This window comes from Shewanella sp. VK101, assembly GCF_056497865.1.
This window is the reverse complement of sequence record NZ_CM151402.1, coordinates 1,240,671-1,263,560: the sequence shown is the minus strand read 5'-3', so window position 1 is coordinate 1,263,560 and position 22,890 is coordinate 1,240,671. Positions and strand designations below refer to the sequence as shown.

The window sequence follows — 22,890 nt, the reverse complement described above, 5'->3', positions numbered from 1 at the left end:
CGGGTCAAAACTTTCTTGCATTTAACATTAGTGATACAAAAAGCGAGAACAACTCATACAAAAGTTTATAGGCTATTGATTTAAATTGATTAACCCAGAACCCTGCCCGCCCTTGGCCGCCAACTCATCCACCAGTGCTACCAAACCTATCCAGCGCTGAGCGCACCAATCCGGCGCCAGCAACACGGGACGACTGGCATAGGCGGTCACCCGATGAAACACTATCTCTTTTGGCGTATGACGGATCAACTGCGCCGCACTGATAACATACTCCTCCAGTGTCGGCGGCTGCAACCTGCCCGCTTCCCAGGCCTTGGCCATGGTACTGCCGGCCACTATATGCAGGGGGTGCAGTTTAAGACCATCCACTCCAGAGTCCAAAACCGCATCCAGAGTTTGTAGATGCTCCGTCATACCTTCTCCCGGGAGTCCGAGGATCAGATGAGTACACACCTTGAGTCCGCGACTACGGGCTCGTAAGACGGCATCCTGATAGACGGCAAAGTCATGGCCACGGTTAATCCGTTTGAGCGTGGCATCGTGAGCACTCTGTAAACCCAGCTCCAACCAGACTTCACTGCCGTTTTGTTGATATTGCGCCAGCAGATCAAGCACTCTATCCGGTACGCAATCCGGGCGGGTACCGACACACAAACCCACTACCTGCTCGCTCTGCAGCGCCTCATCGTATTTACGCTTGAGCTCGGCATACTCTTCATAGGTACTGGTATAAGCCTGGAAGTAAGCCAAAAACCGCGAAGCCTTTGCCTGCATCTTCTGTTTGCCGGCCTCGAGCTGAGCCGCAATCGACAAGTCGGTTCCATGTTCATGACTGAAGGATGCGACATTACAGAAAGTGCAACCACCGCGCCCCAGAGTTCCGTCGCGATTGGGACAGGTAAAACGCGCATCCAGAGTCAGCTTTTGTAACCGTTGACCAAATTGTTGCCGGCAGTATTGACCAAAGGTAGTGACAAAGTCGTCCAGTCCCATTTGCTTCTCTCAAAAAAGTCGCCAGTCTAACGACTCCTGTTCAGGGCCGCTCTGCTCCAGGTCAATTTATGTCACAAATGACTGCTGCTTTTGCTGGTGATCGAAGACCAATTCGATTGGATGCAACCCGATCCAGCTCACACTTTTGTGAATATTTAGTCACTCCAGGCAATTTTTTAACGCAAGAGACAATCAGGCTGGAAATCAGTTTTTCTTCTGCAAGGATAATTCGAGGCTATTTGTTAAAATTAAGTGAACATCAAATCACCCCAAAGTAGATTTTCTTTTCATTCATAGTGTTATACAGCTCAATTTTCAGTTTACGTTAACGTAATGCAATTAAAGATTCTGTATGAAACACCCCAAATGTCATCAAATATATGCAATATTTAGGTTTGACCTTTAGCAAGTCTCAGGATAATTTGGATGGTTCGGGTGCATATCTATAGAGTTTGGTACTCTCTCCCGAGTAGTAATAGTGATGTTAAGGGAGGTTTTGTATGAGCTTGTATCATCCCAGTTTCGAGCGGGATAACTGTGGTTTTGGATTGATAGCCCAGATGGATGGCGAAGCCAGCCATCGCATTGTTCGCACGGCAATCCATGGCCTCGACCGCATGAAACATCGTGGTGGTATTGCAGCTGACGGACGCACTGGCGACGGTTGCGGTTTGCTGATGCAAATGCCCACAGGATTCTTTGAGGCCATTGCGGCCGAGCAGGGCTGGCATCTCAGCCGTAAGTTCGCCGTTGGCATGCTGTTTTTAAACCAGGACGAAACCCTGGCAGCCGAAGCCAGAATATTGCTTGAGCGGGAACTGGAGAAAGAGACCCTGAGTATTGCCGGCTGGCGTCCGGTTCCGGTTAACCCGGAAGTGCTCGGCGAGATAGGCAAGTCCAGTTTGCCGCAAATTTGGCAAGTGCTCATCAATGCTCCCATTGGCTGGCGTGAAAAAGATCTGGAGCGGCGCCTCTATATGGCTCGGCGCCGCCTCGAGCAGCAATTGACCCAGGATAAAGACTTTTATGTAGCCAGCCTTTCCGGCCAGGTCATTGTCTACAAAGGCTTGATGATGCCGGCCGATCTGCCGGCCTTTTATCCGGATCTGGCCGATATTAGGCTGCAAAGCTCTATCTGCCTGTTCCACCAGCGCTTCTCGACCAACACCTCACCCAAGTGGCCACTGGCACAGCCGTTCCGTTTTCTGGCCCACAATGGCGAGATCAATACCATCACGGGTAACCGCCAATGGGCTCGGGCGCGGGCTTACAAGTTCAACTCACCGCTGCTGCCTGACTTGCAGCAGGCCGCCCCGTTTGTCAATGAAACCGGCTCAGATTCGTCGTCACTGGACAATATGCTGGAGATGCTGCTGGCCGGCGGCATGGACCTTTACCGCGCCATGCGTTTGCTTATCCCGCCTGCATGGCAGAGTAACCCCGAGATGGATGAAGAGCTCAAGGCCTTCTATGACTTTAACTCCATGCATATGGAGCCTTGGGATGGCCCGGCAGGGATAGTCATGACCAACGGTCGCCACGCCGCCTGCGCGGTTGATCGCAATGGGCTGCGGCCATCACGCTATGTGATCACCAAAGACAGAATTCTCACTCTGGCCTCGGAAGTGGGTATCTGGGACTATGGCCCGGATGAAGTGATTGAAAAAGGCCGGGTCGGCCCGGGTGAACTTTTGGTGCTCGACACCCTCAGCGGCCGTCTTTATCAGTCATTCGAAATCGATAACGATCTTAAACGTCGTCACCCCTATAAGGAGTGGATGGCAAAGAATAGTCAAACTCTGGTGCCGGCTGAGCAACTGTCGCCGCAGGATCAGGGTGTCAGTGAATTCAACCAGGGCACTTTGCTGCAGTACCAGAAGCTGTTCGGCTACAGCCGAGAAGAACTTGAGCAAGTGATCTGGGTACTGGCCAGCAAAGGCGAAGAAGCCACCGGCTCCATGGGCGATGACACTCCGATGGCAGTGCTGTCGAAGAAACAGCGCTCGCTGTATGACTATTTCCGGCAAAAGTTTGCCCAGGTCACCAACCCGCCAATCGATCCGCTGCGGGAGAAACATGTGATGTCGCTGGCCACCTGTATCGGCCGCGAGCAGAACCTGTTTAACGAAACCACGGGACACGCCTATCGGGTGATGTTCAACTCGCCTATCTTGCTGTTCAGTGACTTCAACCAACTGCTGAGTCTGGACAGCACCTATTACCGTGCCAACAAGGTTGATCTTAACTATCCGGCCTCCGAAGGCCTGAGTCAGGCAATCAAACGGATCACGGATGAAGCCGAGCGCCTGGCTCGCACCGGCACCACCCTGATAGTGCTCTCGGATCGCGCCGTCAGCAAAGACACCCTGGTCATTCCGGCCGCCATGGCGGTAGGTTCAGTACAACAGATGCTGGTGAACAAGAGCCTGCGCTGTGACACCAACATCATAGTGGAGACGGCCTCGGCCCGGGATCCGCACCATTTCGCGGTACTGCTGGGCTTTGGCGCTACGGCCATTTACCCCTACCTGGTGTACGAGTCCATTGCCGAACTCGCCAAGCGCCATCAGGCCGAGGATATCGTCAATCTGATGCTCAACTTCCGCTACGGCATTGAGAAAGGGCTGCGCAAGATCATGTCCAAGATGGGGATCAGCACAGTCGCCTCCTATCGCTGCAGCCAGCAGTTTGAGGCCATAGGCCTGGCCGACGAGGTAATTAAACAATGCTTCAACGGCGTGGTCAGCCGTATTCAGGGTGTGGGTTTCGATGGTATAGAAGCCGATCAGCAACTGCTGAGTCAGGCGGCCTTCCGCCCCCATGTACCGCTGCCGCAGGGCGGTTTGCTCAAGTACGTTGAGGGCGGCGAATACCACTGCTTTAACCCGGATGTGGTCAACACCCTGCAACGGGCTCTGAAAGAGGTGGATTACCCGCTCTATAAACGGTTTGCCGAGTTGGTAGACCAAAGGCCGGTCGCCACCTTGAGGGATCTGCTGAGCATCAAACAGCAGCGCGAGAGCATAGCGCTCAAGGATGTGGAAGGGGCCAAGACACTCTTCCCCAGATTCGACAGCGCCGCCATGAGTATCGGCGCCCTGAGCCCGGAAGCCCACGAAGCGCTGGCCATCGCCATGAACCGTCTCGGCGGTCGCTCAAACTCAGGCGAAGGCGGCGAAGATGCCCGCCGATTCAACAGCGAACGCAATTCGGCCATCAAGCAGATAGCCTCTGGCCGCTTTGGGGTAACCGCCCATTATCTGATTAACGCCGAAGTGTTGCAGATCAAGGTCGCCCAGGGTGCCAAGCCCGGTGAAGGCGGTCAGCTGCCCGGTCATAAGGTCAGTGTTGAAATCGCCGGCCTCAGGCATGCCCGCCCGGGCGTGACGCTAATTTCACCGCCGCCGCACCACGATATTTACTCCATCGAGGATTTGGCGCAGCTGATCTTCGATCTCAAGCAGATAAACCCCAAGGCGCTTATCTCGGTTAAGCTGGTCTCTGAGCCAGGCGTTGGCACCATAGCCACAGGGGTCGCCAAGGCCTATGCCGATATGATTACCGTTTCCGGCTACGATGGCGGCACAGGCGCCAGCCCACTGACATCGGTCAAGTATGCCGGTAGTCCTTGGGAGCTGGGCCTTGCCGAAGTGCATCAGTCTCTGGTGGCCAATGGTCTGCGACACAAAATACGCCTGCAGGTGGATGGTGGTCTCAAGACTGGCACAGATGTTATCAAGGCGGCCTTACTGGGTGCCGAAAGCTTCGGCTTTGGCACTGTGCCCATGATAGCGCTCGGCTGCAAATACCTGCGTATCTGCCACCTCAACAACTGTGCCACCGGGGTCGCCACTCAGGACAAGACCTTGAGAGACAAGCACTATCATGGCTTGCCCGAGCGAGTGATGACTTACTTTGAGTTTGTCGCCGAAGAGGTGCGTGAATGGATGGCCAAGCTGGGGGTCAGTGAGTTTGAACAATTGGTAGGACGCAGCGATTGGCTGCAGGCCATCGAAGGCCAGACCGCCAAGCAGCAGGGACTGGACCTGACCCCTATCCTGTTCAAACCCGAAGTATTGCCAAGCACCAGTCTGACCTGGAAAGAGACCAATACGCCGGCAGATCCCGGCAGCCTGAACCAGGAACTGCTGGCCAAGTGCGCCGAGCACGTCACCAAGGGCGAAGGTTTCGATGTCTGCTTCCCCATCAATAATACCGACCGCTCGGTAGGCGCCGCGCTTTCGGGCCATATCGCGGCAACCTGGGGCGTAAAAGGCTGTCCCAAGCCGATAAGGCTCAGCTTCAACGGCAGCGCCGGTCAGAGTTTCGGGGTCTGGAACAGCCCTGGACTCGAGCTGTCACTGTGCGGCGACGCCAACGACTATGTGGGTAAAGGTATGTCCGGCGGCAAAATCGCCATCTATCCGCCGCTCGGCAGCGCCTTCCAATCCGAGCGCAGCGCCATTGTCGGTAATACCTGTCTCTATGGTGCCACCGGCGGCAAGCTGTTTGCGGCAGGACGAGCCGGTGAGCGTTTCGCGGTCAGAAATTCAGGGGCGCTGGCGGTAGTTGAAGGGGTCGGTGACAACGGCTGTGAATATATGACAGGCGGCATAGTGGTGGTGCTGGGTACCACGGGCGTCAACTTTGGCGCCGGTATGACCGGCGGTTTCGCCTATGTGTTCGATCAATTCGGCCGCTTTAACCGTAGGGTCAATACCGAACTGGTCGACACCCTCAAGCTGGAGTCGCCGATTCATCAGCAGCACCTCAAAGGGCTGATAGAGCAGCATGTGGCCGAGACCGGCAGTGAACACGCCAGTGCCATTCTCAGTGAGTTTGACAACTGGCTCGATTGTTTTGTCCTGGTCAAGCCCAAGAATATTCAGGTTTCGGATCTGCTCAAACTGGAACAACCGAGCCCGGAACTGGCCGTAAAAGCGGGGTAAGCGAGCATGAGTAACGATTTTCAGTTTATCGAAGTGGGTCGTATCGACCCAAGCAAGCAGGCTATCTCACGCCGCAAGACAGAGTTTATTGAGATTTACCAACCCTTTGCCCAGGCGCAGGTCGACCAGCAGGCAGACCGCTGCCTGGACTGTGGTAACCCTTATTGCGAGTGGAAATGCCCGCTGCACAACTATATCCCCAACTGGCTCAAGCTGGCCAAACAGGGACGTATCCTGGAAGCGGCAGACCTGGTGCATGAAACCAATACCCTGCCGGAGGTCTGCGGCCGAGTCTGCCCGCAGGACAGGCTATGTGAAGGCGCCTGTACCCTGAATGATGATTTCGGCGCCGTCACCATAGGCAATGTGGAAAAATACATCACGGATACCGCCATCGCCCAAGGCTGGCGCCCGGACATGAGCCAGGTGACGCCCAGAAGCGAGCGGGTCGCCATCATAGGCGCGGGGCCGGCCGGTCTTGGCTGCGCCGATATCCTGGCCCGCAACGGAGTCAAGGCGGTGGTCTTTGACAAGTACCCTCAGATAGGCGGCCTGCTGACCTATGGTATTCCCGCCTTTAAGCTCGACAAGTCTGTAATGGCTACCCGCCGCAGCGTGATGGAAGGCATGGGGATAGAGTTCCGCCTCGGCGTCACCGTCGGCCAGGATATTCCCTTTGCCGAGTTGCTGGCCAACTTCGATGCCGTGTTCCTCGGCATGGGTACCTATAACGCCATGCAGGCGGGCCTGCCCGGTGAAGAGGCCGAAGGGGTTATTCAGGCCCTGCCCTACCTGATTGCCAACACCCGAGAGTTAATGGGGCAAGCCGATCCGGCGCAGCCCTACATCGACCTCAAGGGCAAGAAAGTGGTAGTACTCGGCGGCGGTGATACCGCCATGGACTGTGTGCGCACGGCGGTGCGCCAAGGCGCCGAATCGGTTATCTGTGCCTATCGCCGCGACGAGGAGAATATGCCGGGTTCGCGCCGTGAGGTGCAAAATGCCCGCGAAGAAGGGGTCGAGTTCCTGTTCAACCGCCAGCCAGTGGCGATTGCCACAGACGATGGCAAGGTCAAGGGAGTCGAATTTGTTGAAACCGCGCTCGGCAACGCCGATGCCAGTGGTCGTCGGCGTCCTGAGCCCATCCCGGGCAGCGACCAGCTGCTGGAGGCCGACGCCGTGATTGTCGCCTTCGGTTTCCAACCCAGCCCGGCGCCCTGGTTTGCCGAGTTTGATATCGCCCTGGATCAATGGGGCCGGGTGAAAGCCGAGAAAGAAGCGGCCAATCCGTTCCAAACCAGCAATCCTAAAGTGTTTGCCGGTGGTGACATGGTCAGGGGTTCCGATCTGGTGGTCACCGCCATCGCCGAAGGACGTGATGCGGCGCTGGGGATACTCAACTTCCTCAGCTGACAACTCAACACTTTGAGCGCATCCGGGAACCCACCTCCCGGGTGCGCTTTTTTTCATCTGTTCTACACTCCGGGAATAGCGCAGCCAAAGCCGTTTATTGCACGCAACCTGACTTCAGCGACCAGGCTGTCACCGGCTGACTTATTCGCACCATCCTTGGCTTGTGCTATATTAAGCCGCCCTCAGGCTCACTCAAGACATTTAAAGAAGGTTAAGCCATGAAAATCGGTATTATCGGCGCCATGGAGCCGGAAGTTGCTCACCTGATTGCCTCTTTGGAAAACCCACAGCACAGCAAGGTTGCCGGCATTGAATTTGTCAGCGGCACTCTGGTTGGCAAAGAAGTCATAGTTACCCGCTCCGGCATAGGCAAGGTTGCCGCCAGCATAGCGACCAGTCTGTTGATTGAAAAGTTCGCCCCGGATGCGGTCATCAATACCGGCTCGGCCGGTGGATTTGTCGATGCGCTGCAGATAGGTGACATAGTGATTTCCGATGAAGTCCGTTACCACGATGTCGATGTCACCGCCTTTGGCTATGAGATGGGCCAGATGGCGCAGCAACCGGCAGCCTTTATTCCTGATCACAAGCTGATGCTGGCGGCCAAACAGGCTATCGCAGGTTTGGGAGAGGTCAAAGCCATTGAAGGCCTTATCTGCACAGGTGACAGCTTTATTTGCGATCCCGAGCGCACCGCCGTCATGCTAAAGCATTTCCCCACCATGGCCGCCTGTGAAATGGAAGGCGCCGCCATTGCTCAGGTGTGTCATCAGTTCGGCGTGCCCTTTGTGGTGATCCGCTCTCTGTCCGATAATGCCAACAACGACTCTCCGGTCGACTTTGATGCCTATCTGGTCAAGGCGGGGCATCACTCGGCCCTCATGGTCATAGGCATGCTGCATCACCTTTAGTTAAGGAGCACCGGAGCCCATGAGCCTGCCCTTCTACGAGCAGTTGCTGGCCTTAGACGGGCCCCTTATTCAGGGGTTTCTGGTGCTGTTTTTTGCCTTGTTGCTGGCGCGATTGGCGCCGCTGCCCCAGGCTTTTCAACCTCTGGCCTGGTTGAGCCACCTGGCCAAGTCACTGGCCGCCAAGGTCAAACGGGGCGACAGAGACGAAAGGCAGCAGCTGATTGCCGGCTCTCTGGCCATTTTGCTGCTGGTGCTGCCATTTTGGTTAATCATCACCTTCCTGCTGGAACTGGCGGCATTCCCCTGGTTCTTTGAGTTTTTGATCCTCTATCTATGTCTCAACGATGCCTGTTTCATTCAGGAAGCCGAAGAGATATACCAGGCCCTCAGGCGGGGAGACAAACCGGCCGCCAGAGAGTTGCTCTCCCCCTGGGTCGCCCGCGACACTGCCGAACTATCCGAGGCTGGCATCGCCAAGGCTACCATAGAAAAGCTGGTGACCACTCCCATTCACGGCACTGTTACTGTGGTGTTTTTCTTCTGCCTCGCCGGCGCGCCCATGGTGCTGTTGGTGAGAATGTTAAAACAGCTGGAGCAAAGCTGGTGGTGTCTGGATCCACAATACCGTTTCTTCGGTCGGCCCGTGTTTCTGGTCAATCAGGTGCTGCTGTATATCCCGGCGCAGCTGTGGCGTTTTACCCTGGCGATTCAGGGCGGCCCCCAGGCACTGAAGCTGCTTTGGCAAACACCTCACAGCCGCTTTCCCATCGGCTTTAACTTCCAGGTGGCAACCATGGCGGCGTATGTATTGATGACAGAGCTTGGCGGACCACAAAAGTATTCCGGCATCAAGGTTCAGGTGGAGAAAGTGGGCCCGGGCCCAGTGCCGGATCACAAGACCATTCCCAAGGCGATTTCACTGACATTTCGCACCTTCGCCATCTGGTTTGCTTTCGTCGTATTGTTACCTCTGATTTGGGTTTTGTTACGTTATTCACAAACGCTTTAAATTATTCATTTTCTCCTTATAATGCCTTCATTCCCCGCTTGCCACTGAGAAAACCGCCGTGCTGGACAATATGCATATCTCTTTGACGACCCCGGCACTGCTGTTTCCGGCTATTTCCCTGCTACTGCTGGCCTATACCAACAGATTTTTCTCGCTGGCCGCCTTGATCCGCACCCTGAGTGGCGGTGATAAACCCGTTGCGGCCGAACAGCTGAAAAACCTGCGCCGCCGCATCGTTATCATCCGCCGCATGCAGGAGGCCGGTGTCACCAGCTTCGCCCTGTGCGTGCTGTGTATGATTTTTATCTATCTTGGCTTCAATACCACAGGCTCGGTAATTTTCGGCGCCAGTTTGCTGTTGCTGCTGTATTCCTTGATCCTGTCGGTGATTGAAATCCGTATCTCGGTTGATGCCCTCAACATTCATCTCAAAGAGATGAGCTAATGACACTGTGGGTCTATAGCCTGGATCTGTTTGGTACCGCCGTATTCGCCCTTTCCGGCGCTCTGGCTGCCGGCCGGCACAGGATGGATCCATTCGGTGTTTTGGTGCTGGCAGCGGTCACCGCCATCGGCGGCGGCACCCTCAGAGACACGATTCTGGGCGCTCCGGTATTCTGGCTTCATGACCACAACTATCTCTACGTGATACTGCTGACCGTGGTATTGACCTTGATTCTGGTACGCCGGCCCTGGCGTTTGCCCCCATCTAGCCTTGCCATAGCCGATGCCGTCGGCCTGGCACTCTTTACCGTTATCGGCGCCCAGAAGGCTCTGACAATGGAATACGGCGGTATGATAGCCGTAGTCATGGGCTTGATCACCGGAGTGGGAGGAGGCATTATTCGGGATCTGCTTTGCCGCCGGATCCCCATGGTGCTGCGTACCGAAATCTACGCCACGACATCTATTCTGGGCGGTCTGGTGTACACCTGCAGCCTGCAGTTGAAACTCGACGCCGAGGCGGCGCTGATGCTGGCTTTTATCACAGCCTTGATAATTCGTCTGGCCGCCATACGTTGGCACCTGTCGTTACCTGCGTTTGACTTGAAGACCAAGAGAGAATGATTGTGCGTTATTTGGGGTTGATCCTGGCATTGTTAAGCTCACCATTGCTGGCCAACAGCGGCGATATGCCGCCGGAGCAGCAGATGGCCGTGCGCTATATCCATGCCCTGACCACCCACGACTATGATGAGCTGGCAACCTTTTACAATCGCGACAGTGTCTTCAACGACAAAACCGCGGATCGCAAATACACGGGTGGCAGGCATATCATAGAGTTTCTGGAGCGGGCCCACCGCGGCGTGCTCGAGTATCAATTCAACATAGAGCACATGTTCAACTCTGGCTCTCTGGTGGTGATGATAGGCAACTATCACTACAAGGGTCCGGGAGAGCAATTCGGCAAACCGGGCAAAATCATAGACATCGCCATTCCCGGAGTGACCACGCTAAAGCTGGATACCCTTAATCACAGGGTTAAAGAGCATATGGATCTGATGGACTATCAGACCATGGCGGACCAACTCTCGGCTCAATAATCCTTACTGGGAACCCGGCCTGTTTTTTACTGTCCAACCCTCTGAGTGCCAACAGCGAGATCAGGGTTCACTCTGATCCGAGAGGTAAAGATGAGTCGCTTATCCGTACTGGCTGCCCTGCCCCTGTGTTTCCCTTTGATGACTCAGGCCCAGGCAGCATTCAATGCCGAAGAAAAGTTTGAACCACCTCTGGTGGTTTCCTACGCTGCACAACCTGTAAACCGTTTCAATCAAAAGCTGTTGCAGGCGCAACATCAACAGGCTCCCTGGAGTCAAGATCCTGAAGGGATCAGCCGCCAATACTCAGGCTCGGCCTTTAAGTTCGTTCGCATCAGTCACTCTCACGGCAAGACCCTGACCTACAATGTCAGCACCCAGGAAGGGCATCCTCAGATGCTGCTTATTCTGGCGCTCGATAACAATGCCGGCGACTGGTCAGTGGAAAAAGCCGTGCTCAGTTGGCGCTGCCAGAACAAGGTCTACTTTGGTACCGACAACTGCAGCCCGCCTCACAAACACTGAGCCTGATACAGGCAAGAAAAAACCCGGCAGTGCCGGGTTTGATATTTTAAGGGCTAAAACAAGCGCTTAGATTGAAGTACTAAATTGAAGTACTTTGGGCTCAGGCCAGTGTTACCTTGGCAAACTTACGCTTGCCGACCTGGAATACCGCGCATGTGCCGGCGTTCAGTACCAGCTTGCTGTCTTCAAGCTTGTCACCATCCATCTTCACCGCACCTTGTTTGATCATTCGCATGGCATCGGAGGTTGAACCAACCAGACCCGCCTCTTTCAACAGATTGGCAATCGCCAGTCCTTCACCGGCTTCCAGAGTCAGCTCGGGAATATCGTCCGGCATGGCACCCTTTTGGAAACGATTGATAAAGGCTTGATGGGCAGCCTCGGCAGCTTCTTCACTGTGGAAGCGACCGATAATCTCTTTCGCCAGGGCTATCTTGATATCCCTTGGGTTGGCACCGGCTTCGACATCGGCCTTGAACTGCTCGATTTCAGTCAGTGGACGGAAAGACAGCAGCTCCAAATAACGCCACATCAACTCATCTGAGATAGACATTATCTTACCGAACATCTCATCCGGAGCTTCGCTGACACCTATATAGTTGCCGGCAGACTTGGACATCTTCTTCACGCCGTCCAGCCCTTCCAGCAGTGGCATCATGATCACCGCCTGTGGCTTCATGCCCTCGGCTTTCTGCAACTCACGGCCCATCAGCAGGTTGAACTTCTGATCTGTACCGCCCAGTTCGACATCGGCATTCAGCGCCACTGAGTCATACCCCTGCAGCAATGGGTACATAAATTCATGGATAGCAATCGATTGACCCGAGGCATAACGCTTCTTGAAGTCGTCGCGCTCCATCATGCGGGCCACTGTCTGACGGGAGGCCAGACGGATCATGCCGGCAGCGCCGAGATCTTCCAACCAGCTGGAGTTGAACTCAATCCGGGTCTTGGCAGGATCAAGAATCTTGAACACCTGTTCCTTATAGGTCTCGGCGTTGGCCAGCACCTGCTCACGGGTCAGTGGCGGGCGAGTACTGTTCTTGCCACTCGGGTCGCCGACCATACCGGTAAAGTCACCGATGAGGAAGATAACCTCGTGTCCCAGGTCCTGGAACAGTCTGAGTTTGTTGAGAATTACGGTATGGCCAAGGTGAATGTCCGGCGCAGTCGGGTCAGCACCCAACTTGATTTTCAGTGGTCGACCTTCTTTCAGCTTTTCCAGCAGATCCGCTTCGAGCAAAATCTCGTCGGTACCACGTTTAATTTCCGCCATTATTTGTGCTAAATCAGCCATCTCGCCAACAACTCCCAAGGCTCTTCAAATTCAAAGAGACTTATGTTACTTGTTAGCCAGCCTAAATGAAAGTGTGTACACTAAGGCAATATGCCCAAGAATTAATAAATTGGTATCGGGGTCGATGGCAAAGCTTATTACTCTCTTCAGACTGCTGCCCAGAAAGCATCAAATCCTGCTCAGTATTTTAACCACCATTACCTTGATAACCCTGTTGCTTCCTTCTGACGAAGCCGAGGCATCGAAAAACAGCGCCGGTCCGCAAACCCAGGTACGTTACCAAGTGCCACTGGCCTTTCGTACCCCCACCTCACCTACAGCCCAGCAAGTGGTTGAAAGCGGGCAACATCCGGATTCAGAAGCCGCCGCCGAGGCGCTGACAGAGAAACTCAATCAACAGGCAGAAGCCGCGCTTGAGGTTCCCGAACAAACCAGTCCGGCCATTGCCGAGCTGGAACACTTCGAGATTAAAAGCGGCGACACCCTGGCGGCACTCTTCAGCCGCGCCTCACTTACCGCCAGAGAAGTTCACGACATTACCCAACTGCCACTGGCAAAGAAAAACCTGCTGAAGATAATGCCAGGTGACGAAGTCGCCATAGGCAAAAACGCCGATGGCGAGCTGCAGGAGCTGAGATACCGCCTCGATGCCGTATCCACCCTGATAGTCCGCAAACAGGGCAAGAGTTATGAAGAAGAACTGGCGGTAAAAACCGTTGAGACCCGGGATAAATTCGCCCGCGCCAATATCAAGAGCAACTTCTGGAATGCCGGTGTCGAAGCCGGACTGACACCGGCGCAGATTATGCAACTGGCCACCATATTCGGCTGGGATGTCGACTTTGCCCTGGATATCCGCGAAGGTGACAGCTTTGCCCTCATGTATGAAGAAGAATATGCCGACGGCGAGTTTCTGCGTAACGGCAATATATTGGCCGCCGAATTTATCAACCAGGGTGAGCGTTACACTGCGGTAAGATACAAAGACGGTAACTACTATTCAGAGGAAGGCCGTAGCATGCGCAAGGCGTTCCTGCGCTCACCGGTTGACTTCAAGTATGTGAGTTCCAACTTCAACCCTCGCCGTCTGCATCCTGTTACCGGTCAGGTGAAGGCCCATCGCGGGGTAGATTATGTTGCCGCCATAGGCACTCCCATCAAAGCGGCCGGTAGCGGCCGGGTGGTCAAGGCCGGCTACAATCAATACAACGGTAACTATGTGTTTATCAAACACAACGAAACCTATACCACCAAATACCTGCACCTCAACAAGCGTAAGGTTAACCAGGGTGAAAGCGTCAAACAGGGACAGATCATAGGTACCCTAGGCCGTACAGGTCGGGTAACAGGCGCACATCTGCACTATGAGTTTATCGTCAACGGTGTACACAGAAATCCACGCACTGTGGATCTCCCCAAGGCTGAAGCTATTGCCAAGAGCGAACGTGTCGCCTTCCAACAACTCAGTAGCCAATTGATGGCCACTCTGCTGCGCAACAAACAAGTTCAGGTTGCGATGCAATAACAGGGACAGCATAGATGAATTCTGGATACTTTATTGGGCTGATGTCCGGCACCAGCATGGACGGCGTTGACGCCGTGTTGGTGGACTTCAGCAGTGGCCAACCCAAACTGCTTGGCCAACATACAGAGCCGTTACCCACCCATCTGTTCAAGGGCTTGCAACGTCTCTGCCAACCGGATACTGATGAAATCAATCGTTTGGGACGGCTGGATCGCACAGTAGGTAAGGTGTTTGCCAGCGCGGTCAAGCAACTGCTCGCCAACACAGGGGTGAGTAAGGAACAGGTCTGTGCCATCGGCAGTCATGGCCAGACAGTGCGGCATATGCCCAATCTGGAAGTGGGTTTTACCTTGCAGATTGGCGATCCCAACACTATCGCCGCCGAAACCGGCATAGATGTTATCGCCGACTTTCGCCGCAAGGATATCGCCCTCGGCGGCCAAGGCGCGCCGCTGGTACCGGCATTCCACCAGCAGATATTTTCAAGCCCTGGCACCAACCGCATCATCCTCAATATTGGCGGCATAGCCAACATCACTTTCCTGCCCGCCGATAACCGGGAGATCCTTGGCTTTGATACCGGCCCGGGAAACACCCTGATAGACGCCTGGAGCCAGCAGATAAGACAACTGCCGTTCGATGAAGACGGTCAGTGGGCCGAAAGCGGCAACAGCTCGGCGGAATTTCTGGCACAACTGTTATCACACCCCTATTTCTCGCTGGATTCCCCCAAGAGCACGGGCAGAGAGCTGTTCAACAACGCCTGGTTGGATCAACAACTGGCACTGTTCAGCCATCTGCCGGAAGAGGATATTCAATCGACACTCCTGGACCTCACCTGCCATAGCATTGCCAGGGACATAGCCAAGTTGAGCCCGGATGGCGAAATCTACGTCTGTGGCGGCGGTGCACTCAATGGCGCGTTGATGAAACGCCTCGGTGCCCAGTTGCCCAACCATAGCATAGCCACCACCTCTGTGCTGGGTATCGATCCCAAATGGGTGGAAGGCATAGCGTTTGCCTGGTTGGCGCTGCGCCACCATCAGGGGTTGCCGGCCAATCTGCCGGCGGTAACAGGTGCCAGCCGCGAAGCCGTACTCGGTGCCCGCTTCCCCGCTGCCTGACCCTTTCGATACAAGGTGCTGTAACAACAGCACCTTGACGTTAAACATCAGCCTTGTTTACCCCAAACCAACCTGAGCAACAGCGAATTTTCCAGCCTGTTAACCTTAACCTTCGCGTCCTCCAAGCAGCTGATTTTTCTGACACAAATTGGCGCTTCAGCTCACATTGAACTAGTGTTCATCTGGCTATACTGCGCAGGTATTCGGGAGCTATCCTGAATACCCGCGAATTTGTGGGAAACACATCACTGCACAGGATGCAACAATGAAGATGACACAAAAAATGCTCGCCGAATTTCTCGGCACCCTCTGGTTGGTTCTTGGCGGTTGCGGCAGCGCCGTATTGGCAGCCGCCTTTCCTGAGCTGGGGATCGGCTTTGTCGGGGTTGCCCTCGCCTTTGGTTTAACCGTGCTGACCATGGCATTTGCCATTGGCCACATTTCAGGTTGCCACCTCAACCCGGCAGTCTCTTTCGGACTCTGGGCCGGCGGCCGCTTTCCTGCTGCCGAGCTACTGCCTTATATCGTCTCCCAGGTGGCAGGGGCCATTGTCGGCGCCGCCATTCTCTATGTGATAGCCTCGGGTCAGGACGGATTCTCTCTGAGCGCCGGCTTTGCCTCTAACGGCTTTGGCGAGCACTCTCCCGGGGGTTACAGCCTGACGGCCGTGCTGGTTTGTGAACTGGTCATGACACTGTTCTTTCTGCTGATCATTCTCGGTGCCACTGACAAGCGAGCTCCAGCTGGTTTTGCTCCCATCGCCATAGGCCTTGGGCTGACACTTATCCACCTTATCAGTATCCCTGTGTCCAACACCTCGGTGAATCCGGCCCGCAGCACAGGACCGGCACTGTTTGTCGGTGATTGGGCCCTGAGTCAGCTATGGCTGTTTTGGGTTGCGCCTATTGCCGGTGCAATCATTGCGGGACTCATCTACCGCGCCTTTGAGAATCCATCCGAGTAAATAGTCTGGATAGTCAAAAAATCGATTGCGCCCTGCGGGGCGCTTTTTCTTGCCCGCAAGCGGTGTTAACATGCCGTCAATTTTTGGCCGGGCGCAGTGCCGCGGCCACCGAGATGAGATGTCACCATGAGCAAGAAACAAACCCAGGCCCAGTTCGCCGGTATGACTCCGGAAGGCCGCTACGACTTTCTGGTAGAGCAGGTCAAAGAGCATAAAGAGCTATGGGTACTACAGGACAATGACGGCTGCGTGATGCTGACCACGGATGATGAAGACTGTATTCCGGTTTGGCCCAGTGAAGAGACGGCGTCCCTGTGGGCCGTGGATGATTGGCAGGATTGTCGGCCGCTGTCCATCGGCCTGGCCGAGTGGCTGGAGCGCTGGGTGCCAGGTATGGAAGATGACGAACTCTATGTTGCCGTCTTCCCTATGCTGGAAGATCTCGGCGTGGTTATTCCACCACATGAGCTGGAGCAGCGACTGGCGCCCAAGACGCGTCACTGAGTCAATAGAGCACAAGGAGCGCCGTAAGATGAGCCAAGCCGCCACTGAAAGCTACGCCATTCCCAAACGCCTGCTGTTACTGATGCTGCTTTATATTGCCGCCTCGGTCAGTGGCCTGATTGCCGGTCAGGGTGTCGTCTTTTGTCTGCTGACGCTGATCATGGTGTTGGCGGTATTGGCGCGCCATCAGGCAGGCTTATGGGCACTGCGCTTCTATACCTTGGCGCAGCTCGCGCTGGTGAGTTTCCTGCCCTATATTCTGGATCAGGGCGACAGTGTGGCCACAGGGCCCAATACCCTCAATATCGCCGGAATGGAACTCAAGGCTCCGGACTGGGCCATTTTCGGCTTTCTGATAGGCTTTTGCATGCTGCAGGTATGGATAGCCTTTACTCCTAAGGTCAAAGCCTTCTTCAAGCGTAAGATGAACTTCAACCTGATGCAGTAACCGGCCTTGCGCCCACAAAAAAAGCCGTCCAATGGGACGGCTTTTTGCTGCTTTCGCTCTCGGTTATACCGAGAAGCTGGCGCCACAACCACAGGTCGTGGTGGCGTTGGGGTTTTTGACGAAGAAACGCGAGCCTTCCAGCCCTGAGGTGTAATCTACTTCACCGCCGACAAGATATTGCAGGCTCATGGGATCAACGACCAGCTGTACCCCTTGTTTTTCCACGGTGAAATCGCCTTCATTCACTTTTTCATCAAAGGTGAAGCCATACTGAAAACCTGAGCAGCCGCCGCCCGTGACATAGACCCGCAGCTTCAGCGCACTGTTCTGTTCTTCTTCCAGCAAGGCCTTGACCTTGGTTGCCGCCGCATCGGTAAACTGGATGGGCATAGCTGATTCAGCTTGTTCAGTCATTACTACCTCTTACATCTGTTTGCTGTGGCAGATTATCTGTTACCTGACTGTTTTGTTCAAGTATTATGCCGGGATCTTTTTCGCCCTCCAGCAACTCCGGCAGGCTGAAACTTTGTTCGGTTTCGGCGCCTTTGCTCCAGCGGCTGGCAGGCACGACGACCTTGGCCTTCATCTGCTGTAACTCGAACCCTTCAGGCAGGGTAAATTCCGCTTCCAGTACCTGAAAGTACTTGAAGTTAAATGCCAACTTGGTGTCCACCAGTTTAGCTAAATTCAGTTCGACTTGCTTGCCCTCTTGCATGCCAATGAGAAGTATCTCACTTCTTCCCTTGAGCGCCTGTTTGCGCTTTTGCAACTGGGTCAGTATCAGCTTGAGACGGTATTGCCCTGGGCCCGCCAACGGCATCAGTTCCAAACCATGGATAGCCACACCTTCGGCGTTATGCTCCGGCGCCATGATACTGCGGTAGAAGGCCAGCTCACGTTCCAGCTCCTTCTGTTTCTTATGCTGCTTGTTGAACAGCTGCTGCATCTCCTCATTGGCCTCCTTGGCCAGGCTCAGCTCCAGATTACGGCTCGCCAGCAGCTGTGCTTGTTCCTGCAGTTGTCCCTGCAAGCGTTTCTTTTTACCGTCATTTTGTTGCAGCTGGACTTCACCTGGCGGGATAAAAAAGTGATAGCTGAGCAGTCCGGTCAGAAAGGCCACCATGACCAAGAGCAACAAATACAGACTGGATGGACGAATATTTCGCTCCATCACTTGCAGGCGATCGAGCCAGCGATGATAATTTGCCATTAACTAACAGCCCCTTATATAAAAATTTCCATCTTAGGTACTAAGATTTCACATCAGGCTTCGGAAAGCAGCAGTGCAGGCAAGATTCAGAAAGTTCAAACTTGAGGCGCGAAAGTATCTGCGCCACCAGATGAGAGACAAGCTGTCCCAAACGAGGATCAGTATTCAACTGTGTCTGCTGGCCCTGTTGTTTGCGCTGATGGCCTCGGCTGTCATCATACTGTTTCGCCTGCTGCTGCAATGGGCCAATCATTTTACCCAAACACAGGAATGGGATTTTACGGGCTCAATCGGTGACTGGCGAGTCCTGTTACCACTTTTTGGGGCTTTTTTGATCTGGCTGGTAGCCAGGTTTGGCTCCAAACGCTACAAGCGGATGGGTATAGCCTATGTGCTGCACAGGGTGAAACTGCATTATGGCAAGATCCCGCTGCAGTCGGCACCGGGGCAGTTTTTTCAGGCGCTGTTTGCGCTGGCGAGTAACTTCTCGGTTGGTCGTGAAGGCCCGGCCATTCATCTGGGGGCGGTCACCGCCTCGGTATTGGCGGAAAAATTCAAGCTGCCGGACAACAGTGTGCGCATCATGTGTGCCAGTGGCATAGCCGCCGGGATAGCCGCCACCTTCAACGCGCCCCTGGCCGCCGTGGTGTTTGTCCTCGAAGTGGTGCTCAGGGAATACAAGGTGCAGTACTTCTTCCCCATCATGCTGTCGGCCATCTGCGGCGCCGTATCCAGCCAGGTGGCGTTCGGTAATATCCACGAGTTTGACGCCATTAAGGTCAGCCATATTCCACTGGATCAGTACCCGCTGCTGGCCCTCGGCGGTATAGTGCTGGGGGTCGCCGCGGCTCTATTCAATCACAGCCTTATTCAGGTGACCGAGCGCGGCCAACACTGGCCCTTGATTGTCCGCCTGTTGTTGGCGGGTGTTATCACCACTCTGATAGGACTGGTGCTGCCTCAGGCTCTGGGCAGCGGTGAAATGGCCATAGGACTGGCGGTCAGCGACAACCCGGCCATCTGGTTTTTGCTGGCGGTATTGCTGGCCAAGATTGTTGCTACCATTGCCGCCATCGGCCTTGGGATCCCGGGTGGCATCATAGGTCCACTCTACGGCATAGGCGCCTTGGGCGGCGCCATTCTGGCTCAGGCGACCGCGTTGCTGTTTCCCTCGGTGGCCCCCTATGCAGGGCTCTATACCGTCATCGGCATGACCGCCATGATGGGAGTTTGCCTCAGTGCACCGCTCGCCGCCCTGGTGGCACTACTGGAGATGACCAACGATGCCTCCATCATACTGCCCGGAATGATAGTGGCCGTGCCCGCCTACCTCATCGCCTATCAGGGGCTGAATGCCAAATCCATATTCTTTCGTCAGTTGGACATCATGGGCCTGGGTTACAAGGTGGCCCCGGTTAACCTGGGATTGCAGAAACTCGGGGTACGCGCCCTGATGGACAGGCGCATAGTGATAGTCAACAACAATGACGAGCTGTTGCTGGAGGTGATGAAACGCGCCCAGGGCAGGCCCGTGCTTGTCAGAGATGCCGAAGGGCAGATTGCCATGCTGGATCTGCAGATGCCTTCGTTTGACACTGACACCAGCCTGACCCAGCACAGGATCCAGGGGCTACCCGACTCGGCCACCCTCAACGAGGTGTACGAAATTCTGGCGCCGAAACGTGCCGGTGAAGTCTATATCTATCAGGATAACCCGGAGAATATCGTTGGAGTGATCAGTTGGTCTAACCTGCAGCAGGAAATCCGTGCCGGAGAAGTGTAATTTCAGCCATCAGTCATTTTCATGACCGCCGCCTTCTGTTATAGTTGCGCCTCAGCCAAACCCTACATAACCCATGGGTCCAGACCTCAGTGTCAACACCCAACTGCATTGGAAACCAAGGCTGATGAACCATTTTCAGGGATCACATATCCTCTCTGTAAACCAGTTAGATCTGGACGCCATTCAAACCATTTTCACAGTAGCCCAAAAGATGACCCCTTATGCCCTGCGCGAAAAGCGCACCAAGGTGCTGGAAGGTGCTATTCTCGGCAATCTGTTTTTTGAACCCAGCACCCGCACCCGAGTCAGCTTCGGCTGCGCCTTCAACCTGCTTGGCGGCCGGGTCGCTGAAACGGTCGGCATGGCCTCCTCGTCGCTGTCCAAGGGGGAGTCTCTCTACGATACCGCCAGGGTGTTGTCCAGCTACTCAGATGTGATTGCTATGCGCCACCCCGAGTCCTACTCGGTACGCGAATTTGCCGAAGGCAGCCGGGTGCCTGTGATTAACGGCGGCGACGGTGCCAACGAACATCCAACCCAGGCGCTGCTGGATCTGTTCACCATACAGAAAGAACTGCACAGCAAAGGCTTAGGCATAGATGGCATGCATATCGCTATGGTAGGCGATCTCAAATATGGCCGCACAGTGCACTCGCTGTCGCGCCTTCTGTGCATGTACAAGAACATCAGCTTCACCCTGATCTCCCCCGCCGAGCTGGCAATGCCCGACTATGTGATCGCCGACATTGAAAATGCCGGGCACAAGATCACAATAACCGAACAACTGGAAGGCAATTTAGATCAAGCCGATATACTCTATCTGACGCGCATTCAGGAAGAGCGCTTCCCCTCACAGGAGGAAGCCGATAAGTATCGTGGCAAGTTCCGTTTGAACAGCGCCATATACACCAAAAATTGTAAGTCCAATACAGTGATCATGCATCCATTGCCTCGGGACTCCAGGCTGCAGGCCAATGAGCTGGACAATGATCTCAACAACCATCCCAACCTGGCAATATTCCGTCAGGCCGACAATGGCTTGTTGATCCGTATGGCACTGTTTGCCCTGACACTCGGGGTGGACAATCAGTTGGAAAAATATGAGTGTCCGGTTAACTGGTATTCACGCAAGGCCGATCGCTAGAGAGCGGCCACTGACTTTAAGGATTAAACATGACCCGTTCTGAAGACCTGTTTGAACAGGCCAAGAAAACCATCCCCGGCGGTGTGAACTCGCCAGTACGTGCCTTCAATGGTGTAGGCGGTTCTCCCCGTTTCATCGAAAAGGCCGACGGTGCCTATATCTATGATGCCGATGGCAAAGCTTATATCGACTATGTCGGTTCCTGGGGGCCTATGATCCTGGGTCACAACCATCCCAAGATCCGCGAAGCCGTGCTCAAGGCGGTGGAAAACGGTCTGTCTTTCGGCGCCCCTACCGAACTGGAAGTGCAGATGGCAGAAAAAGTCATTGAGATGGTGCCTTCCATAGAACAGGTACGCATGGTGAGCTCTGGTACAGAAGCCACCATGAGCGCCATACGCCTGGCTCGGGGTTACACCAACAGAGACAAAATCCTCAAGTTCGAAGGCTGCTACCACGGCCATGCCGACTGTCTGTTGGTTAAGGCCGGTTCCGGCGCCCTGACTCTGGGTCAGCCCAGCTCTCCAGGGATCCCAGCTGACTTCGCCAAGCACACCCTGACCGCCGTCTATAACGATCTGGACTCAGTCAAAGAGCTGTTCAGCCAGCATCCGCAGGATATCGCCTGTATCATACTCGAACCAGTTGCCGGCAACATGAACTGTATCCCGCCGGTTGCAGGTTTCCTTGAAGGACTGCGTGAACTTTGCGATCAGTTCGGCGCCCTGTTGATCATCGACGAAGTGATGACAGGCTTCCGCGTCTCCAAGAGCGGTGCCCAAGGCCACTATGGCGTGACACCGGATCTGACCACTCTGGGTAAGGTGATCGGCGGCGGTATGCCGGTTGGTGCCTTCGGTGGCAAGAAAGAAGTCATGCAGTATATTGCCCCGACTGGCCCTGTGTACCAGGCCGGCACACTTTCAGGTAACCCTATCGCCATGACCGCAGGTCTGGCCCAACTGGAAGCCCTGTCAGAGCCTGGCCTCTATGAGGAACTGGCAGCCAAGACCAAGCGTATCGCCGAAGGCTTCAAGGCCGCGGCCGACAAGCATGGTATCCCCATGGCCATCAACTATGTTGGCGGCATGTTTGGTTTCTTCTTTACCGATGAAGAGAAGATCACCGGCTTTGAGCAGGTCACCAAGTGCAACATGGAGCAGTTCCGCGCCTTCTATCACGGTATGCTGGACGAAGGTATTTACCTGGCACCAAGCGCCTTTGAAGCAGGCTTCCTGTCTATGGCTCACGGCGAGCAAGAGCTGCAAGCGACTCTGGATGCAGCCGATCGTGTTCTGGCACGCATGAAGTAATCCGTAGATGGATTGAAAACGGGGCCTATACGGCCCCGTTTTTGTGCCCACTCCCGCCGGGTAGATTTCTCTGGCGTCCAGCTCGAGCTCTGGTTGCTCAGTTCCCCTTCCACAAAGTTTCCACTCGGCACTTTGTTCACGAACCCATTTAGGCTGAGCCATAGCTGTCAAGCCAACTTGCCATTGACCCGAGTGTAGACTGTCACCTTTCGCTGTCAAATCTACCTTGGCAGCAAA

General features: G+C 54.8%; 20 protein-coding genes. 16 read left to right on the top strand and 4 right to left on the bottom strand.

Features of this window, described 5'->3' with window-relative positions; all coding sequences use genetic code 11:
- Positions 1–72: 72 nt before the first annotated feature.
- Positions 73–993 (bottom strand): tRNA modification radical SAM protein MnmL/YtqA, encoded by a 921-nt coding sequence (gene mnmL / locus ACSHSR_RS05710; protein ID WP_025887834.1) that lies wholly within the window; start codon positions 991–993, stop codon positions 73–75.
- Between the two features lie 500 nt (positions 994–1,493).
- Here mnmL and gltB point away from each other — a divergent pair, with 500 nt between their 5' ends.
- From gltB to ACSHSR_RS05670, 8 genes are all read left to right on the top strand, one after another.
- The gene (gene gltB, locus ACSHSR_RS05705; RefSeq protein WP_304715930.1) at positions 1,494–5,942 is read left to right on the top strand and encodes a glutamate synthase large subunit; all 4,449 of its coding nucleotides are present in this window, start codon (positions 1,494–1,496) and stop codon (positions 5,940–5,942) included.
- Between the two features lie 6 nt (positions 5,943–5,948).
- Positions 5,949–7,355, top strand: coding sequence for an FAD-dependent oxidoreductase (locus tag ACSHSR_RS05700; RefSeq protein WP_123116745.1), 1,407 nt, complete (start codon positions 5,949–5,951; stop codon positions 7,353–7,355).
- 218 nt (positions 7,356–7,573) lie between these two features.
- On the top strand, positions 7,574–8,266 hold the full coding sequence (locus tag ACSHSR_RS05695; RefSeq protein WP_045283528.1) for a 5'-methylthioadenosine/adenosylhomocysteine nucleosidase: 693 nt from the start codon (positions 7,574–7,576) through the stop codon (positions 8,264–8,266).
- A gap of 19 nt (positions 8,267–8,285) precedes the next feature.
- Positions 8,286–9,275 (top strand): cobalamin biosynthesis protein CobD/CbiB, encoded by a 990-nt coding sequence (locus ACSHSR_RS05690; RefSeq protein ID WP_044734956.1) that lies wholly within the window; start codon positions 8,286–8,288, stop codon positions 9,273–9,275.
- Between the two features lie 70 nt (positions 9,276–9,345).
- A complete protein-coding gene (locus ACSHSR_RS05685) occupies positions 9,346–9,720 on the top strand; it encodes a DUF2721 domain-containing protein (protein WP_025010535.1) in 375 nt (124 codons plus the stop codon).
- On the top strand, positions 9,720–10,343 hold the full coding sequence (locus ACSHSR_RS05680; RefSeq protein ID WP_479631334.1) for a trimeric intracellular cation channel family protein: 624 nt from the start codon (positions 9,720–9,722) through the stop codon (positions 10,341–10,343). Before ACSHSR_RS05685 ends, ACSHSR_RS05680 begins: the two co-directional genes overlap by 1 nt.
- 2 nt (positions 10,344–10,345) lie before the next feature.
- Positions 10,346–10,819: a nuclear transport factor 2 family protein gene (locus ACSHSR_RS05675; RefSeq protein WP_025010533.1), complete on the top strand. Its 474-nt coding sequence runs from the start codon at positions 10,346–10,348 to the stop codon at positions 10,817–10,819.
- Between the two features lie 90 nt (positions 10,820–10,909).
- Positions 10,910–11,341, top strand: coding sequence for a hypothetical protein (locus ACSHSR_RS05670; RefSeq protein ID WP_025010532.1), 432 nt, complete (start codon positions 10,910–10,912; stop codon positions 11,339–11,341).
- A gap of 100 nt (positions 11,342–11,441) precedes the next feature.
- Here ACSHSR_RS05670 and tyrS read toward each other — a convergent pair whose 3' ends face one another.
- Positions 11,442–12,638 carry a tyrosine--tRNA ligase gene (tyrS, locus tag ACSHSR_RS05665; protein WP_025010531.1) on the bottom strand — a complete coding sequence of 399 codons (1,197 nt, stop codon included), beginning with the start codon at positions 12,636–12,638 and terminating at the stop codon, positions 11,442–11,444.
- Between the two features lie 124 nt (positions 12,639–12,762).
- Here tyrS and ACSHSR_RS05660 point away from each other — a divergent pair, with 124 nt between their 5' ends.
- The 5 genes from ACSHSR_RS05660 to ACSHSR_RS05640 all read left to right on the top strand — a co-directional run bounded on the left by ACSHSR_RS05660 (position 12,763) and on the right by ACSHSR_RS05640 (position 17,203).
- Positions 12,763–14,163, top strand: a complete 1,401-nt coding sequence (locus ACSHSR_RS05660) for a peptidoglycan DD-metalloendopeptidase family protein (protein WP_025010530.1) — start codon at positions 12,763–12,765, stop codon at positions 14,161–14,163.
- Between the two features lie 14 nt (positions 14,164–14,177).
- The gene (locus tag ACSHSR_RS05655) at positions 14,178–15,287 is read left to right on the top strand and encodes an anhydro-N-acetylmuramic acid kinase (RefSeq protein ID WP_479631333.1); all 1,110 of its coding nucleotides are present in this window, start codon (positions 14,178–14,180) and stop codon (positions 15,285–15,287) included.
- A gap of 265 nt (positions 15,288–15,552) precedes the next feature.
- A complete protein-coding gene (gene aqpZ, locus ACSHSR_RS05650; RefSeq protein WP_028779766.1) occupies positions 15,553–16,251 on the top strand; it encodes an aquaporin Z in 699 nt (232 codons plus the stop codon).
- A 126-nt stretch (positions 16,252–16,377) separates the two neighbouring features.
- Positions 16,378–16,755 (top strand): DUF2750 domain-containing protein, encoded by a 378-nt coding sequence (locus ACSHSR_RS05645; protein ID WP_025010527.1) that lies wholly within the window; start codon positions 16,378–16,380, stop codon positions 16,753–16,755.
- A gap of 28 nt (positions 16,756–16,783) precedes the next feature.
- Entirely contained in the window at positions 16,784–17,203 is a 420-nt protein-coding gene (locus ACSHSR_RS05640) for a hypothetical protein (protein ID WP_028779765.1), read from the top strand.
- 63 nt (positions 17,204–17,266) lie between these two features.
- Here the strand turns inward: ACSHSR_RS05640 and erpA are convergent, their stop codons facing one another.
- The gene (gene erpA / locus ACSHSR_RS05635; protein ID WP_025010525.1) at positions 17,267–17,617 is read right to left on the bottom strand and encodes an iron-sulfur cluster insertion protein ErpA; all 351 of its coding nucleotides are present in this window, start codon (positions 17,615–17,617) and stop codon (positions 17,267–17,269) included.
- Positions 17,610–18,413, bottom strand: coding sequence for a DUF6776 family protein (locus ACSHSR_RS05630; protein ID WP_025010524.1), 804 nt, complete (start codon positions 18,411–18,413; stop codon positions 17,610–17,612). The genes erpA and ACSHSR_RS05630 overlap by 8 nt, the downstream gene beginning before the upstream one ends.
- A 130-nt stretch (positions 18,414–18,543) precedes the next feature.
- Between ACSHSR_RS05630 and ACSHSR_RS05625 the strand changes: the two genes are divergently transcribed.
- The 3 genes from ACSHSR_RS05625 (at position 18,544) to hemL (ending at position 22,653) form a co-directional block, all read left to right on the top strand.
- Complete coding sequence (locus ACSHSR_RS05625; RefSeq protein WP_479631509.1) at positions 18,544–20,196, top strand: chloride channel protein; 1,653 nt, start codon at positions 18,544–18,546, stop codon at positions 20,194–20,196.
- Positions 20,197–20,320: 124 nt separating this feature from the next.
- Positions 20,321–21,340 carry an aspartate carbamoyltransferase gene (locus ACSHSR_RS05620; RefSeq protein ID WP_479631332.1) on the top strand — a complete coding sequence of 340 codons (1,020 nt, stop codon included), beginning with the start codon at positions 20,321–20,323 and terminating at the stop codon, positions 21,338–21,340.
- Between the two features lie 29 nt (positions 21,341–21,369).
- Positions 21,370–22,653 carry a glutamate-1-semialdehyde 2,1-aminomutase gene (gene hemL / locus ACSHSR_RS05615; RefSeq protein WP_028779763.1) on the top strand — a complete coding sequence of 428 codons (1,284 nt, stop codon included), beginning with the start codon at positions 21,370–21,372 and terminating at the stop codon, positions 22,651–22,653.
- The last annotated feature ends 237 nt before the right edge of the window (positions 22,654–22,890 follow it).

Excerpts from the sequence above, each read along its gene's own strand:
- ACSHSR_RS05625 (WP_479631509.1), top strand. The coding sequence starts at position 18,544 with ATGAGAGACAAGCTGTCCCAAACGAGGATCAGTATTCAACTGTGTCTG.
- ACSHSR_RS05655 (WP_479631333.1), top strand. The coding sequence starts at position 14,178 with ATGAATTCTGGATACTTTATTGGGCTGATGTCCGGCACCAGCATGGAC.
- ACSHSR_RS05685 (WP_025010535.1), top strand. The coding sequence starts at position 9,346 with ATGCATATCTCTTTGACGACCCCGGCACTGCTGTTTCCGGCTATTTCC.
- hemL (WP_028779763.1), top strand. The coding sequence starts at position 21,370 with ATGACCCGTTCTGAAGACCTGTTTGAACAGGCCAAGAAAACCATCCCC.
- erpA (WP_025010525.1), bottom strand. The coding sequence starts at position 17,617 with ATGACTGAACAAGCTGAATCAGCTATGCCCATCCAGTTTACCGATGCG.
- ACSHSR_RS05630 (WP_025010524.1), bottom strand. The coding sequence starts at position 18,413 with ATGGCAAATTATCATCGCTGGCTCGATCGCCTGCAAGTGATGGAGCGA.
- ACSHSR_RS05645 (WP_025010527.1), top strand. The coding sequence starts at position 16,378 with ATGAGCAAGAAACAAACCCAGGCCCAGTTCGCCGGTATGACTCCGGAA.
- mnmL (WP_025887834.1), bottom strand. The coding sequence starts at position 993 with ATGGGACTGGACGACTTTGTCACTACCTTTGGTCAATACTGCCGGCAA.
- tyrS (WP_025010531.1), bottom strand. The coding sequence starts at position 12,638 with ATGGCTGATTTAGCACAAATAATGGCGGAAATTAAACGTGGTACCGAC.
- gltB (WP_304715930.1), top strand. The coding sequence starts at position 1,494 with ATGAGCTTGTATCATCCCAGTTTCGAGCGGGATAACTGTGGTTTTGGA.
- ACSHSR_RS05670 (WP_025010532.1), top strand. The coding sequence starts at position 10,910 with ATGAGTCGCTTATCCGTACTGGCTGCCCTGCCCCTGTGTTTCCCTTTG.
- ACSHSR_RS05695 (WP_045283528.1), top strand. The coding sequence starts at position 7,574 with ATGAAAATCGGTATTATCGGCGCCATGGAGCCGGAAGTTGCTCACCTG.
- ACSHSR_RS05640 (WP_028779765.1), top strand. The coding sequence starts at position 16,784 with ATGAGCCAAGCCGCCACTGAAAGCTACGCCATTCCCAAACGCCTGCTG.
- aqpZ (WP_028779766.1), top strand. The coding sequence starts at position 15,553 with ATGAAGATGACACAAAAAATGCTCGCCGAATTTCTCGGCACCCTCTGG.
- ACSHSR_RS05690 (WP_044734956.1), top strand. The coding sequence starts at position 8,286 with ATGAGCCTGCCCTTCTACGAGCAGTTGCTGGCCTTAGACGGGCCCCTT.
- ACSHSR_RS05660 (WP_025010530.1), top strand. The coding sequence starts at position 12,763 with ATGGCAAAGCTTATTACTCTCTTCAGACTGCTGCCCAGAAAGCATCAA.
- ACSHSR_RS05680 (WP_479631334.1), top strand. The coding sequence starts at position 9,720 with ATGACACTGTGGGTCTATAGCCTGGATCTGTTTGGTACCGCCGTATTC.
- ACSHSR_RS05620 (WP_479631332.1), top strand. The coding sequence starts at position 20,321 with ATGAACCATTTTCAGGGATCACATATCCTCTCTGTAAACCAGTTAGAT.
- ACSHSR_RS05700 (WP_123116745.1), top strand. The coding sequence starts at position 5,949 with ATGAGTAACGATTTTCAGTTTATCGAAGTGGGTCGTATCGACCCAAGC.